The organism is Streptomyces sp. NPDC039462, assembly GCF_055639375.1.
Genome location: NZ_JBVKAO010000011.1, coordinates 42,258 through 55,799 on the forward strand (window position 1 = coordinate 42,258; position 13,542 = coordinate 55,799).

Genomic DNA, 13,542 nt, shown 5'->3' on the forward strand with positions numbered 1-13,542 from the left:
GCCCGTTGACACACCCTTGTGTCACGATCACCCGATCCGCTCCCGATCGACCGATCCGGAACGTCCGTACAGCCTGGGGGGGCTCGATGCCTGAACCACGTCCTTGTCCGAGATCCACGAGATCCACAAGATCCACTAGATCCGCGAGACCCGCGAGATCCGCGAGACCCGCGAGACCCGCGAGACCCGCGAGACCCGCGGTCTCCACCGTGGTGCTCTTCACCCTGACCGCACTCCTCGCCGTGCTCATACCGTCCGCGCTGCCCGCGACGGCCGCCCACGCCGCCGGAACGGAGTGCGCGCCCCTCGCCCTCGCCCCGTTCGGCGACCCGGGCGGCGCGGTCGGCAGGGCGACGGTCGCACCCGACGCGTCCACCTGCTACACCTTCACCGCCGACGAGGCGGGACTCCACCGGATCTCGCTCACCGACAGCGGCAACGAGTCGTACACCCAGGTCTACTCCGGTGCGACAGAGATCGACTGCACCGGCGCAAGCTGCGACCTGCCTGCCGCCGGCGACTACACCCTGAAGGTGGTCAACAACGGCTTCGAGGACGCGAAGACCGCCGTCACCGTCGTGCCGCTGAACGGCACCCGCGGCTGTGCCGAACCCGTCGGCACCTCATGGGACCTGCCGGCCGCCACGCGGACCGTCGGCGGCCCCCTGGAGGTCAACTGCCTGCCCTTCGAGGCCGAGCCCGGCGACCGCATCCTGCTCACGCACGGCACCAAGGCCCACGACAACTCCGGCGCATGGATCACGGACAGCACCGGCGCCCGGGTCTGCACGTCCGAGGACGACGAGAACAGCTGCGTCCTGGCCGGCAAGAGCCCGTATCGCGTGCTGTCCCGCGTCACGAGCACCGAGGCGGGGTTCCCCACCGAGTACGGGGTGAAGGTCCGCCGTCTGAACGACCCCCGAGGCTGCCCTTCTTCGCCGGTCCGGCCCTACGGTCCGCTGGACCCCCAGGACTTCACCAAGACGTCCTGCTTCACCGTCACCCCCGAGCGGGCGGGCCGCCACCTCATCGACTCCGTCGACGGCGAAGGCACCACCGAACCCGTGCGCGTGTACGACAGCTCCGGCAAGACCGTCTGCCGCACCACTGAGGAAGGCTGCCGCCTGCCCTCCGCGGGCACCTACACCGCCGTCCTCAGCGGCGCGTCCCCCCTCCACGCCGGCCCGCGCGGCCTGATCGTCCTCGACCGCGCCTCCGGACGCGGCTGTGTGAAGGCGGACACGGGCCCGAACCGGGGCGAGTTCAAGACGGCCGGACAGTACGACTGCCTGGAGCTGGCGGCACCCAAGGACGCCCGGGTCGCCGTGCTCACCGCGCTCGGCGGCTCCGGGGTCGACGCCGACGCGGAGCTCCTCGACAGCGAGGGCACCGCCCAGTGCTCCGGCGAAGAGCTCGCCGCAGGCGACTGCGCGCTCACCGGCACCGCCCCCTACCGCGCCCTCGTCCACGCCGACGGCACCCCCCGCACCGGCCCGTACACGGTCGCCGTGCACCGCACCGACGCCGCGAACGACTGCCCCGTCCTGCCCGCGGGCAGCTTCTCCCCCGACGGCGCCAAGGCCACGCTCACCACCGGGGGCGGCACCTTCTCCCACTGCCTGACGATCCCGGCGGACGCCCACACTTCCGCCGAGCTGCTCCAGCTCACCGCCGTCTCCGGAGACGTCCCCGCCAAGTTCTCCGTGCTGGACTCCACCGGCAAGCGCGTCTGCGACCGCTACGCCACCACCAACGGCTGGACGGTCTGCTCACTGAGGCCCGGCAAGGCCCACACGGTCCTGGTCACCGGCAGCGACCAGGCCGCCGAGTACACCCTGACGCGCCGCGACGTGACGTCGACGGCGTCGTCCGCGGGCTGCGCGAAGACGACGGCCACGAAGGTCGGCGGCCCCTCCGTGAAGGGCTCGTACGGCACTCCGGGAAGCATCCGCTGCCACCAGGTGACCACGGCGGCCGACACCGACGTCCTGCACGTCGACGTACGCGACGCCCTCGGCACCGCCAACGTCGCCGTCATGGGCGGCGACGGCACCCCCGAGTGCTCGTTCCGCAACCGCGCCTGCGCGGCCACCGGCAGCACCACCCACCAGGTCCTCGTCCAAGTGCCGGCCCACCTCAAGGCGGCGCCCGCGTACCGTCTCGACGCCCTGCGCGTCGCCACCGCCGAAGGCCCCGCCGCCGAGTGCGCCAAGGTCCCCTCCGTCGCCTACGGCTACGGACCGATCACCGGCACCCTCGACGAGTCCCGCACCGCGGTGTGCGCGGTCCTGCCCACCGTCGACGGCGACCAATTCGACACGGAGATCACCGACACGACCGGTGCCGGGACGACCGCGGTCCCCGCGCTCTACGACAACAAGTGGACCAACGGCTGCTCCCTGTACATCCCGGACGGCTACGTCTGCGGAGTGCACGAGTCGACGTCGGCACCGACCAGGCCCTCCCTCCTGGTCCTCGGCCTCCCCGAGAAGGCCGGCAAGACCGCCTACCGCGCCACGCTCAAGTGCTCGTTCGCCCGCTGCGGCGGCGAGAAGGTCACCGTCACCGGCGTGACCCCCACCACGGCGCCCAGCGGCACCAAGCCCACGCTCACGGTGACGGGCACCGCCCTCCACCCCGACTTCACCGTCAAGCTGACCCGTGCGGGCAAGACCCTCACGGCGAAGACCACGTCGGTGTCGGCCGACAACCGCACGCTGAAGGCGACGCTCGACCTGACGGACATCCCCGCCGGCGACTGGGACGTCAGCGTCTACGCGAACGGGCAGTACCAGCGCGGCACTTTCACCGTCACCGAGCCGGAGCTGCGCAACACCACCGCCCCGAAGGTGACGGGCACCGCCGCCGTCGGCTCCAAGGTCACCGCCGACCCCGGCACCTGGTCGCCCACCCCGTCCTCGTACACCTACCAGTGGAAGGCGGACGGCGAGCCCATCGAGGGCGCCACGTCCTCGACATACAAGATCCCGTCGAAGCACCTGACCAAGAACCTGACCGTCACCGTCACCGCCCACGCGGCCTCGCGGACGGCCTCCGCGAACTCCGCACCGGTGACGATCGCCAAGGGCACCGCACCGAAGGCCACGAAGAAGCCGGAGATCAGCGGCACCCCGAAGGTCGGCAAGACCCTCAAGGCGACGAAGGGCACTTGGTCGCCCACCCCCGGCACGTACTCCTACCAGTGGTACGCAAACGGAACGAAGATCACCGGCGCCACCAAGTCCTCCCTGCCCCTGAAGACCGCCCAGCGCGGCAAGAAGATCACGGTCAAGGTGACGGCCCACCGCACGGGCCACCACGACGGCACCGCCACAAGCAAGGCAACGGCAGCCGTCACCCGCTAACCACTACCCCCCTCAAAAACCCCAAAGGCCCAGGCCACCGAAAGGTGACCTGGGCCTTCGCCATACAGAGCCCCCTGTCGGATTCGAACCGACGACCTACGCATTACAAGTGCGTTGCTCTGGCCATCTGAGCTAAGGAGGCATGCACACCGGAGGTGCGCCGGACGTGCCCGAGCAGTGTAACCAACACCGCCCGCGTGCCCGTCGAAAATTTCCTCGAAGGTCACGGCACCGCGACTGCTGACAGACCACTGACCCCCGGGGTACGGTCACGAGCAGTTCACTCAGGTGGACTACACCACTCCCTCTACTCGGATCGTCCGGCACGTTCCTGCCGGTGAAGGGGGCCCTCACCATGGCCACTGTTACGTTCGACAAGGCGACCCGGATCTACCCGGGTGGCGACAAGCCCGCCGTCGACGGCCTCGACATCGAGATCGAGGACGGCGAGTTCCTCGTACTCGTCGGCCCGTCCGGCTGCGGCAAGTCCACCTCGCTCCGCATGCTCGCGGGGCTCGAGGACGTGAACGCCGGCGCCATCCGCATCGGTGACCGCGACGTCACACACCTGCCGCCGAAGGACCGGGACATCGCCATGGTGTTCCAGAACTACGCGCTGTACCCGCACATGACCGTCGCCGACAACATGGGCTTCGCCCTGAAGATCGCCGGCGTGAACAAGGCGGAGATCCGGCAGAAGGTCGAGGACGCGGCGAAGATCCTCGACCTCACCGAGTACCTCGGCCGCAAGCCGAAGGCGCTCTCCGGTGGTCAGCGTCAGCGTGTCGCCATGGGCCGCGCCATCGTGCGTGAGCCGCAGGTGTTCCTCATGGACGAGCCGCTCTCCAACCTCGACGCCAAGCTGCGCGTGTCGACGCGTACGCAGATCGCGTCCCTCCAGCGCCGCCTCGGCATCACCACCGTGTACGTCACCCACGACCAGGTCGAGGCCATGACCATGGGCGACCGCGTGGCCGTGCTGAAGGACGGGCTCCTCCAGCAGGTCGACTCGCCGCGCAACATGTACGACCGGCCCGCCAACCTCTTCGTCGCCGGCTTCATCGGCTCCCCCGCCATGAACCTCGTCGAGGTCCCGATCACCGACGGCGGCGTGAAGTTCGGCAACTCCGTGGTTCCGGTGAACCGCGAGGCGCTGTCCGCCGCCGCCGACCGCGGCGACCGCACGGTCACCGTCGGCGTCCGTCCGGAGCACTTCGACATCGTCGAGCAGGACGGCGAAGCCGTGAAGTCCCTCTCCAAGGAGACCGCGGACGCCCCGGCCGGCCTCGCCGTCTCCGTGAACGTCGTCGAGGAGCTCGGCGCCGACGGCTACGTCTACGGCTCCGCCGAGGTCGGCGGCGAGCACAAGGACCTCGTGGTCCGCGTGAACGGCCGCCGGGTCCCGGAGAAGGGCGCCCAGCTGCACGTCGTGCCGCGTCCGGGTGAGACCCACGTGTTCTCGACGTCGACGGGCGAGCGCCTCAGCGACTGACGCCCGGCCTCCCCCGTTTTCCCGAAGGGCCCCGCACGCCGCGTGCGGGGCCCTTCGCGTACGCCTCCGCGCACACCCCTCGCGTACGCCCAAGCGGACTCCCGGAGAAACCCCGGAAACCCTCTCGTTGTCGACAAATACCCCGGCACATCGGTCATTTCACCTGCGGACGTCAACACCGCATCAGAGAAACCCACTTCACTGTCGCTCGACCGGGTGACTAAATGTCGCCAAATCATCACCTAGCGCTACGCTCCTCGCGTGACGCACTCCGCCAACTACACCCAGAAGCCGCGCCGAGCCCACCGGGGCCCCGCCCGCCGCATCGGCCGCACGCTCGCTCTCGTCCTGCCCGTGATGCTGGTGCTTTCCGGGACCCTCGCGGTCACCAGCGTCAACTGGTCGGGGAACTCCTCGGACTCGATGCTCACCGCATCCGCCGACAACCTCTCCAAGCCCGCCAAGTCCCGCGCCCCGCAGGACATCCTGCGCGACCGACTCCTCCTGGAACTCCAGGAGAAGAACCCCGGCGTCGCGCTCACCCATCTCCAGCAGGAGGTGAACCGCCACCCGTCGCTCGCCCGGCACTGCGCGGCCATCGCCCGCGCGCTCGGCCGCGCCGCCGTGCGCGTGTACGGCCCGACCCGCGCCCAGTCGTACGCGAGGCCCGTCTGCGACACCTCCTTCGCGACGGGCGTGGCCGCCGCCCACCGGAACGGCTGAGCGGGCCGCCGCGCGGCGCCGCGTAGGGTTTCCAGCATGACCATGCTGAAGCCCACGCAGGCTGTCGTCCTGGCCGGAGGCCAGGGCTCCAGGCTCCGCCCGTACACCGACGACCGGCCCAAGCCGATGGTCGAGATCCCCGGCACGGGGACCCCGATCATCGGCCATCAGCTTGCCTGGCTGGCCGAGGAGGGCGTGACGGACGCCGTCGTCTCCTGCGGGCACCTCGCGGAGGTCCTCCAGGAGTGGCTGGACTCCGCCGACCTCCCGCTGAACGTCAGCACGGTCGTCGAGAAGGAGCCGCTCGGCCGGGGCGGCGGCCTCAAGTACGCCGCCCGGCACCTGCCGCACGCCGACCAGCCCTGGTACGCGACGAACGGCGACATCTGGACCCGCTTCTCGCTGCGCGACATGGCGGCCTTCCACGCCGAGCGCGACGCCACCGCGACCCTCGCCCTGGCCCGCCCCCGCATCCCGTGGGGCGCCGTCGAGACGGACGCGTTCGGCCACATCACGGACTTCATCGAGGCCCCGCCGTCCCCGTACCTCATCAACGCGGGCGTGTACGTCTTCTCGGCCTCGTTCACCGCGCTCCTGCCGGACCTCGGCGACCACGAGCGCACCACCTTCCCGCGCCTGGCCCGGGAGAAGCGCCTCGCGGGCTACCCGCTGCCGCAGGGCGCCTACTGGCGCGCGATCGACACCGCGAAGGACCTCACCGAGGCCGCCAAGGAACTGGCCGCCCAGGGCCGTTGAGCGTCCGCACGCCGAACAGCTCCGTTGAGCGTCCGTACGCCGAAGGGGCCCCGCACAGTGTGTGTGCGGGGCCCCTTCGGCGTAGAGGGAGCAGGGGGGCTCCGGGGAGCTCAGCGGCCGAGTACGCCGCCCAGCAGGCCGCGGGGCCTCTCCTCGGCGCCACCGCTCGTGCCGCCGCCTGACGTACCCGCACCGCCCGTGCTGCCGCCGGAACCACCGCTGGACGACGGCCCCGCGGTCGTGGCCGACGGCTGCTGCGGCGCCGACTGCTGCGGCGGAGCCTGCCCCGCCGTGCTGCTGCCCTGCGGCTGGCTGGGCCGTCCCGCTCCCGTGGAGCCGGTCGTGCCCGTCTCCCGGGTGGCCGTGCCCGGCGCCGTGGCGCCCTGCGTGGGGGTCGCGGAGCTGCCCCGCGTCGGGGTCCCCGGCGCGGCGGACGGGGACTGCGACTGGCGCTCCTTGCGCTTCTTCGCGGGGTCCTGGGGCAGCGGCGAGCCCGGCAGTACGTTGCGCGGCGGCTCGCCGGGGCCCGGCACGGTGACCCGGTCCGCGTCGCGCACCGCGCCGCCCAGCAGCGACCCGATGAGCAGCGTGACGCCGACCACGACGGCACCGATCAGACCGCCGCGCCGCAGCACGCGCCGCCGCAGGTCCCAGATGTCGACGCGCGGGCCGAGCGTGCGCCAGGCCTCGCCCGCGAGCCGCCCGTCGACGGAGTAGACGGGCGCGCCCGCGATGATCAGCGGCGACCAGGCGGCGAGGTAGATGATGTCGGGCGCGTCGTAGGCGGGAACCGTCTTCCAGCTGACGGTGACGATGAGCGCCGCCGAGAGCAGCACGCCGATCGAGGCGGCGACCCGCTGCCAGAGTCCGAGCACGGTCAGGACGCCGACGACGACCTGGAGGAAGGCGATGCAGAGGCCGGCGCCCACCGGGTGCTGGAGGGCGAAGTCGCGCAGCGGCTCGGCGAGCGCCCAGGGGTGCAGCGAGTTGAGCCACTTGACCATGGAGCCGCGTTCGCCGCCGTCGAAGTAGACGGGGTCGCAGAGCTTGCCCATGCCGGCGTAGATGGAGATGAAGCCGAGGAAGACGCGCAGCGGGAGCAGGACGACGCCGAGGTTCATCCGGCGGCCGGGGTAGTAGGCGTGCCGGACGGGGTCGGAGCCGTGCCTGCGGACCCGCTCCTCGCCCTCGCCGCGCTCGTCGTCGTACGCGTCGTCATAGGCGTCGTCGGCATCGCCTGCGTAGTCGGCGTACCGGCCCTGCTGGTCGAGGCGCTCGTCGTAGTCGCTGCCGGACGGCCGCGTCTGCGGCAGCAGCCGGGTCCCGGACTCGGGGACGCGCGGCCCGATGACGGCGGGCGTCTCGACGGTCTCGGGGCCTTCGTCGATGTCGACGCGCGGGATGACCTGCGTGGCGCCGCCCTCGTCGTAGGGCCCCGCCTCTTCGGCCGAACGGAGCATGCCGCTGCCGCGCACGGCCTGCAGCAGTCTGATCGCGCCGGTGTCGTCCGGGTCGGACTTCCCGCTCCAGACGACGGGCGCGCGGCGCTTGGCGGCCGCGCCGACGGCGGGGATGCGCACCGTCTCGTCGGGCGTGCCCAAGTGCCGTGAGATACGAGGGGATTGAGTGCGCCCAGCGGCGGGAAGCTGCACGCGGAAACTCGCGTGATTGACGATGACCTGCGCCGGGTCGCTCGGCACCTTCACCATGCTCAGCGCGGGAGCATCGTCGAAACCTGACGAGCTTCCCCCTGTGGGAGTGCGGGGTGTTCTGGTGTCCACACTCATCTAACCGAGTGATGTGTGTTTAGGACACTGCTTTGACCACGGGGAAATGTCCGGACCGCGTCAAGAGATCCCCGTCAAGGGATCACACGGCCCGGACATTTGTACGCCGGGGAACTCCTACGCGCGGCGCCGCGCGGCCTCGTACAGCACGACACCGGCCGCCACACCGGCGTTCAGGGATTCCGCGCCACCCGGCATCGGGATCCGCACCCGGAAGTCGCACGTCTCACCGACGAGCCGCGAGAGGCCCTTGCCCTCGCTGCCGACAACGATGACGACGGGGCCGCTGAGCGCCTCCAGGTCACCGATCTCGTGCTCGCCGTCCGCCGCGAGGCCGACGATGGCGACGCCCGCCTTCTTGTACGCCTCCAGGGCGCGCGTCAGGTTCGTGCAGCGGGCGACCGGCGTGCGCGCGGCCGTGCCGGCCGAGGTCTTCCACGCGCCGGCCGTCATGCCGGCGGCCCGGCGCTCGGGCACGACGACTCCGTGGCCGCCGAACGCGGTCACCGAGCGGACGATCGCGCCGAGGTTGCGCGGGTCCGTCACGCCGTCGAGCGCGACGATCAGCGGGTCCTCGCCCTCGTCGAACGCGGCGGCGACGAGGTCCTCCGGGTGCGCGTACTCGTACGGCGGGACCTGGAGGACGAGGCCCTGGTGGTTCAGGCCGTTCGTCATGCGGTCCAGCTCGGGGCGCGGGGCCTCCATGAGGTGGATGCCGCCGCGCTCGGCCGCGAGCTGCAGCGCCTCGCGGACCCGCTCGTCGTTGTCGATGAACTGCTGGACGTAGAGCGTGGAGGCGGGCACGCCGTCGCGCAGCGCCTCGAAGACGGGGTTGCGGCCGACGACCATCTCGGAGGTCCCCTTGCCGCCGCGCCCCTTGGGCGTGCCGCGGCGGCCCGCGGCCTTCTTGGCCTTGGCGGTGGCGATGCGGTTCTTCACATGCCCCTTGCGCGCCTCGGCGGGCGGCGTCGGACCCTTGCCCTCGAGGCCGCGGCGCCGATTGCCGCCGCTGCCGACCTGCGCGCCCTTCTTGCCGGACATGCGGCGGTTGTTAGCGGCCATGACCTACCTGTCTGTTGTGATGCGTGTGCGCGTACGTGCGTACGCGCAGAGGTGTACGTCTATGAAGTGTGCCGCCCGGAAGGCCGGGCGGCACATCAGAGGGCCCCTAGCGCGGGCCGAGCGTCCAGCGGGGCCCGCTCGGGCTGTCCTCGATGACGAGGCCCGACTGGTTGAGCTGGTCGCGGATGGCGTCGGCGGTGCCCCAGTCCTTGCGGGACCGGGCGGCCTCGCGCTGGTCGAGGACGAGCCGCACCAGGGTGTCGACCGCGCCGTGCAGGTCTTCGCCGCGGTCCTGCTCCCCGCCCGCCCAGTGCGGGTCGAGGGGGTCGAGGCCGAGGACGCCGAGCATGGCCCGCACCTCGGCGAGGCGCTCGACGGCGGCTTCCTTGTCGTCGGCGGCGAGGGCGCTGTTCCCCTGCCGGACCGTGGTGTGGACGATGGCGAGCGCCTGCGGGACGCCCATGTCGTCGTCCATGGCGTCGGCGAAGGCGGGCGGCACCTGGGCGGCGGGCTCGACGACCCCGCCGGCCTTCTCGACCACGCGCTGCACGAAGCCCTCGATGCGGGCGAACGCGGACTCGGCCTCGCGCAGGGCCTCCGGGCTGTACTCGATCATCGAGCGGTAGTGCGGGGTGCCCAGGTAATACCGCAGCACGATCGGGCGCCACTGCTTGACCATCTCGCTGACGAGGACCGAGTTGCCGAGCGACTTCGACATCTTCTCGCCGCTCATGGTGACCCAGCCGTTGTGCACCCAGTAGCGCGCGAAGGTGTCACCGAAGGCCTTGGCCTGGGCGATCTCGTTCTCGTGGTGGGGGAAGATCAGGTCGATCCCGCCGCCGTGGATGTCGAACTCGCGGCCCAGGTACTTGTGGGCCATCGCCGAGCACTCCAGGTGCCAGCCGGGCCGGCCGCGCCCCCAGGGGGTCTCCCAGCTGGGCTCCCCCTCCTTGGCGGCCTTCCACATGGCGAAGTCGCGCGGGTCGCGCTTGCCGGTCTCGCCCTCGCCCGAGGGCTGGCGCAGCTCGTCCAGGTCCTGGTTGGAGAGCTCCAGGTACCCCGGGAAGGACCGCACGTCGAAGTAGACGTTGCCATCGGCCTCGTATGCGTGCCCGCGCTCGATGAGCCCGCGCATCATCTCGACCATCTCGGTGATGTGGCCGGTGGCACGCGGCTCGTAGGTGGGCGGCAGGCAGCCGAGCGCGTCGTAACCGCTGTTGAACGCGCGCTCGTTCTCGTACCCGATGGACCACCAGGGCCGGCCCTGCTCGGCCGACTTCTTGATGATCTTGTCGTCGATGTCGGTCACGTTCCTGACGAACGTCACGTCGTAGCCGCGGTAGGTGAACCAGCGGCGCATGATGTCGAAGTTCAGGCCGGACCTGATGTGCCCGATGTGCGGTGCAGCCTGGACCGTGGCACCACAGAGGTAGATCGAGACGCAGCCGTCGTTGAGGGGGCTGAAGTCACGGATCTGCCGGGCGCTGGTGTCGTACAGGCGAATCGTCACGACTCCAGGGTAGTGGGCGTGGGACAGTGCCCCACGCCCCCTTGGTCACCGTGCACGGAACTGTGACGTCCCGACGCCCTCAGACCCGCCCGACGACCTTGCGCGCGGAGACCCGGACGACGACTCGCGGGGAGTCGTCCTTCGATGCCGGGTTGAACTCCGCGTACTTCTTGCCCGTGTACTTCACCGACAGCTCGTCGATCAGCTCCTGGCCGCCCTCCGTCGTCATCTCCGCGGTGCCGCGGATCTCCGCGTACGTGTACGGCGCGTCGAAGGGCTGAAGCAGCACCGTCACCCGCGGGTCGCGGCGCAGGTTCTTCTCCTTGCGGCGGCCGAGAGTCGTCGAGAACAGCACGTCGTCGCCGTCGCGCTTCACCCAGACCGGCGACAGCTGAGGACTGCCGTCGGGCTGGATCGTGGCGACGATGATGAAGGACGGGGCGTCGAGAAGAGCCTTGAGCTGGTCGGACAGTACGGCGGACATGGCGTCACTCCTTCGTGGACAGCGGCTGCGAGAGCCTTGCCTTGTAGGAGCCACGATTACCCGAAATCTCCGTCAGGGCGTCGTCCGTACGACCAACGCGGTGGCCACCGCGGCGAGGCCGTCGCCGCGGCCGGGGAAGCCGAGGCCGTCGGTGGTGGCGCCGGAGACCGAGACGGGGGCGCCGGCCGCTTCGGAGAGGACCTTCTGCGCCTCGTCCCTGCGCTTGCCGATCTTCGGGCGGGGGCCGATGACCTGGACGGCGACATTGCCGATGGTGAAGCCCGCGTCCCGGACGATGCGGGCGGCCTCGGCGAGCAGCGTCAGGCCGGGGGCGCCGGACCACTCGGTGCGTCCGGTGCCGAAGTGGGCACCGAGGTCACCGAGACCGGCCGCGGAGAACAGCGCGTTGCAGGCGGCGTGGGCGACGACGTCGGCGTCGGAGTGCCCGGCGAGTCCGGGCCCCTCGTCCTCCCACTTCAGGCCCGCGCACCACAGCTCGCGGCCCTCTTCGAAGGCGTGGATGTCGGTGCCGATGCCGACCAGGGGGAGCACCGGGGCGGGGGGCGTCTCAGAAGCCATCGTTGGCCCTCCTGCGGGCGAGGACGGCCTCGGCGAGCACGAGGTCGAGGGGGCGCGTCACCTTGAACGCCTCCTCGTGGCCGGGCACCACGACGACGGGCAGGCCGAGCTGCTCGACCATGCTGGCGTCGTCCGTCACGTTGTCGGTGACGGTCTCGTGGGCGCGCACGAGCGTGGCCCGGTCGAAGCCCTGCGGGGTCTGCACGGCACGCAGCCTGGCCCGCTCCGGTGTCGCCACGACGGGCTCGGGCTGCCCGGGCGTCGCCGCGGGCTCGACCTGCTTGACGGTGTCGGCCAGGGGCAGCGCGGGGACGACGGCGGGCGCTCCCTCGCGTACGGCCTCGATGACGCCGTCGACCGTGTCGACGGGCACCAGCGGACGGGCCGCGTCGTGCACGAGCACGATGTCGAAGCCGTCCGGCAGCGCGTCGAGTCCGGCCCGCACGGACTCCTGGCGGCTCTCCCCGCCGGGCACGACGAGGAAGTCGGTCCGCTCGGGCAGCGCGTGGTCGTCGAGGAGCGTCTTGACCTCGGGGGCGCCGTCCGGCGGCGCCACCACGACGACGAGGGAGACGGCACGGGATTCCGCCATGGCGCGCACGGCGTGGATGAGCATCGGGGTGCCGTTCAGCGCGCGAAGCGCTTTGGGGGCGCCCGGGCCGAGGCGCACGCCCCGCCCAGCCGCGGGAATGACCACCGCGGTACGGGATTCGCTAGACATCGGTTCCGTTCAGGTTTGTGTGCTCGGCCGACGTGGGTATGGCCTCACCGTGCCGGGGTGGCATCTTGACCGGACCCTTCCGTGACATCTGGTCGAGCCAGCTGCCGAGTCCAGCACGCCAACACGGCTCCCCGGGGGCCGCTCTCACATGTGCCAGGGTGCGAAGAATATGCGGGTACGAACATGCCGCAGCGCCCGGCGACTCCAGTAAGGGTCAGCGGGCACCGCGGCATTGCTGCGCCTGATCGACGCGGGACTGCCGAGGCGGGTGCCTCGGACTGTCCGCGTCAGGACGCGAGGACCTCGTCGAGCAGGGCCTCGGCCTTGTCCTCGTTCGTGTTCTCCGCGAGGGCGAGCTCGCTCACCAGGATCTGGCGGGCCTTGGCGAGCATGCGCTTCTCGCCGGCCGACAGTCCACGCTCGCGCTCCCGACGCCACAGGTCACGCACGACTTCCGCGACCTTGATGACATCGCCGGAGGCGAGCTTCTCGAGATTTGCCTTGTAGCGGCGCGACCAGTTCGTGGGCTCTTCGGCGTACGGCGCGCGCAGTACTTCGAAGACCCGGTCGAGGCCGTCCTGCCCGACCACATCACGCACGCCGACGAACTCCGCATTGTCCGCTGGCACACGCACCGTCAGGTCGCCCTGGGCGACCTTCAGCACCAAGTAGGTCTTGTCCACGCCTTTGATCTGGCGAGTTTCGATGGCCTCGATCAGCGCGGCCCCGTGATGGGGATAGACCACGGTGTCGCCAACCTTGAACGTCATGTGACAGGTACCCCTTCCGTGGCTATCCATCCTAACACGAGAATCGCCTCTTCTGAATGGCGTTTTCGCAGGTCAGGGCATATCTCGGGGCTTGACAACAGCAACAGGAACGTGCTGCGGAGGGGCATCGGAACGAGGTATTCGCAGGTCGGAGCGGCTCTTCAGGGAGCCGGAAACGCCCCCGTCGTACGCCCCCCGAGGGCGCTCGAAGCGGCCGAACGTCCCGGTTTGCGCGGTTCCAAGCGGTGAACTTCCGATACTCCGTTCGGACGCCGGAGAGATGTGCTCGACAC

Annotated in this window: 11 protein-coding genes and 1 tRNA gene; 4 read left to right on the forward strand and 8 right to left on the reverse strand. The window is 70.9% G+C overall.

Annotated features, from left to right (window positions below; genetic code table 11):
- Positions 1 to 209 precede the first annotated feature (209 nt).
- Entirely contained in the window at positions 210 to 3,365 is a 3,156-nt protein-coding gene (locus ACZ7LU_RS38990; RefSeq protein ID WP_471919549.1) for a Tat pathway signal protein, read from the forward strand.
- Positions 3,366 to 3,433: 68 nt separating this feature from the next.
- On the opposite strand, the gene ACZ7LU_RS38995 is transcribed toward ACZ7LU_RS38990, so the two are convergent.
- Positions 3,434 to 3,507, reverse strand: a tRNA-Thr gene (locus ACZ7LU_RS38995).
- A 213-nt stretch (positions 3,508 to 3,720) separates the two neighbouring features.
- Between ACZ7LU_RS38995 and ACZ7LU_RS39000 the strand changes: the two genes are divergently transcribed.
- The 3 genes from ACZ7LU_RS39000 (at position 3,721) to ACZ7LU_RS39010 (ending at position 6,336) form a co-directional block, all read left to right on the forward strand.
- Positions 3,721 to 4,857 carry an ABC transporter ATP-binding protein gene (locus tag ACZ7LU_RS39000; RefSeq protein ID WP_362993800.1) on the forward strand — a complete coding sequence of 379 codons (1,137 nt, stop codon included), beginning with the start codon at positions 3,721 to 3,723 and terminating at the stop codon, positions 4,855 to 4,857.
- A 261-nt stretch (positions 4,858 to 5,118) separates the two neighbouring features.
- Positions 5,119 to 5,580: a hypothetical protein gene (locus tag ACZ7LU_RS39005; protein WP_398302872.1), complete on the forward strand. Its 462-nt coding sequence runs from the start codon at positions 5,119 to 5,121 to the stop codon at positions 5,578 to 5,580.
- 36 nt (positions 5,581 to 5,616) lie between these two features.
- A complete protein-coding gene (locus tag ACZ7LU_RS39010; RefSeq protein WP_398302870.1) occupies positions 5,617 to 6,336 on the forward strand; it encodes an NDP-sugar synthase in 720 nt (239 codons plus the stop codon).
- Between the two features lie 110 nt (positions 6,337 to 6,446).
- Here ACZ7LU_RS39010 and ACZ7LU_RS39015 read toward each other — a convergent pair whose 3' ends face one another.
- The 7 genes from ACZ7LU_RS39015 to ACZ7LU_RS39045 form a co-directional block, all read right to left on the reverse strand.
- Positions 6,447 to 8,123 (reverse strand): DoxX family protein, encoded by a 1,677-nt coding sequence (locus tag ACZ7LU_RS39015; RefSeq protein ID WP_471919550.1) that lies wholly within the window; start codon positions 8,121 to 8,123, stop codon positions 6,447 to 6,449.
- Positions 8,124 to 8,240: 117 nt separating this feature from the next.
- The gene (gene rlmB / locus ACZ7LU_RS39020; protein WP_398302866.1) at positions 8,241 to 9,185 is read right to left on the reverse strand and encodes a 23S rRNA (guanosine(2251)-2'-O)-methyltransferase RlmB; all 945 of its coding nucleotides are present in this window, start codon (positions 9,183 to 9,185) and stop codon (positions 8,241 to 8,243) included.
- 106 nt (positions 9,186 to 9,291) lie between these two features.
- Positions 9,292 to 10,695: a cysteine--tRNA ligase gene (gene cysS / locus ACZ7LU_RS39025; protein WP_470975244.1), complete on the reverse strand. Its 1,404-nt coding sequence runs from the start codon at positions 10,693 to 10,695 to the stop codon at positions 9,292 to 9,294.
- Between the two features lie 79 nt (positions 10,696 to 10,774).
- Positions 10,775 to 11,179, reverse strand: coding sequence for a PPOX class F420-dependent oxidoreductase (locus ACZ7LU_RS39030; protein ID WP_471919551.1), 405 nt, complete (start codon positions 11,177 to 11,179; stop codon positions 10,775 to 10,777).
- Between the two features lie 72 nt (positions 11,180 to 11,251).
- Positions 11,252 to 11,758: a 2-C-methyl-D-erythritol 2,4-cyclodiphosphate synthase gene (gene ispF, locus ACZ7LU_RS39035; protein WP_471919552.1), complete on the reverse strand. Its 507-nt coding sequence runs from the start codon at positions 11,756 to 11,758 to the stop codon at positions 11,252 to 11,254.
- A complete protein-coding gene (gene ispD, locus ACZ7LU_RS39040; RefSeq protein WP_471919553.1) occupies positions 11,748 to 12,479 on the reverse strand; it encodes a 2-C-methyl-D-erythritol 4-phosphate cytidylyltransferase in 732 nt (243 codons plus the stop codon). The genes ispF and ispD overlap by 11 nt, the downstream gene beginning before the upstream one ends.
- Positions 12,480 to 12,766: 287 nt before the next feature.
- Positions 12,767 to 13,249: a CarD family transcriptional regulator gene (locus ACZ7LU_RS39045; protein ID WP_003953493.1), complete on the reverse strand. Its 483-nt coding sequence runs from the start codon at positions 13,247 to 13,249 to the stop codon at positions 12,767 to 12,769.
- Between the last annotated feature and the right edge of the window lie 293 nt (positions 13,250 to 13,542).

What these genes read in the sequence shown, in the direction of transcription:
- ACZ7LU_RS39000 (WP_362993800.1), top strand. Translation starts at nt 3,721, where the DNA reads ATGGCCACTGTTACGTTCGACAAGGCGACCCGGATCTACCCGGGTGGC.
- ACZ7LU_RS39010 (WP_398302870.1), top strand. Translation starts at nt 5,617, where the DNA reads ATGACCATGCTGAAGCCCACGCAGGCTGTCGTCCTGGCCGGAGGCCAG.
- ACZ7LU_RS39015 (WP_471919550.1), bottom strand. Translation starts at nt 8,123, where the DNA reads ATGAGTGTGGACACCAGAACACCCCGCACTCCCACAGGGGGAAGCTCG.
- rlmB (WP_398302866.1), bottom strand. Translation starts at nt 9,185, where the DNA reads ATGGCCGCTAACAACCGCCGCATGTCCGGCAAGAAGGGCGCGCAGGTC.
- ACZ7LU_RS39030 (WP_471919551.1), bottom strand. Translation starts at nt 11,179, where the DNA reads ATGTCCGCCGTACTGTCCGACCAGCTCAAGGCTCTTCTCGACGCCCCG.
- ispF (WP_471919552.1), bottom strand. Translation starts at nt 11,758, where the DNA reads ATGGCTTCTGAGACGCCCCCCGCCCCGGTGCTCCCCCTGGTCGGCATC.
- ispD (WP_471919553.1), bottom strand. Translation starts at nt 12,479, where the DNA reads ATGTCTAGCGAATCCCGTACCGCGGTGGTCATTCCCGCGGCTGGGCGG.
- ACZ7LU_RS39045 (WP_003953493.1), bottom strand. Translation starts at nt 13,249, where the DNA reads ATGACGTTCAAGGTTGGCGACACCGTGGTCTATCCCCATCACGGGGCC.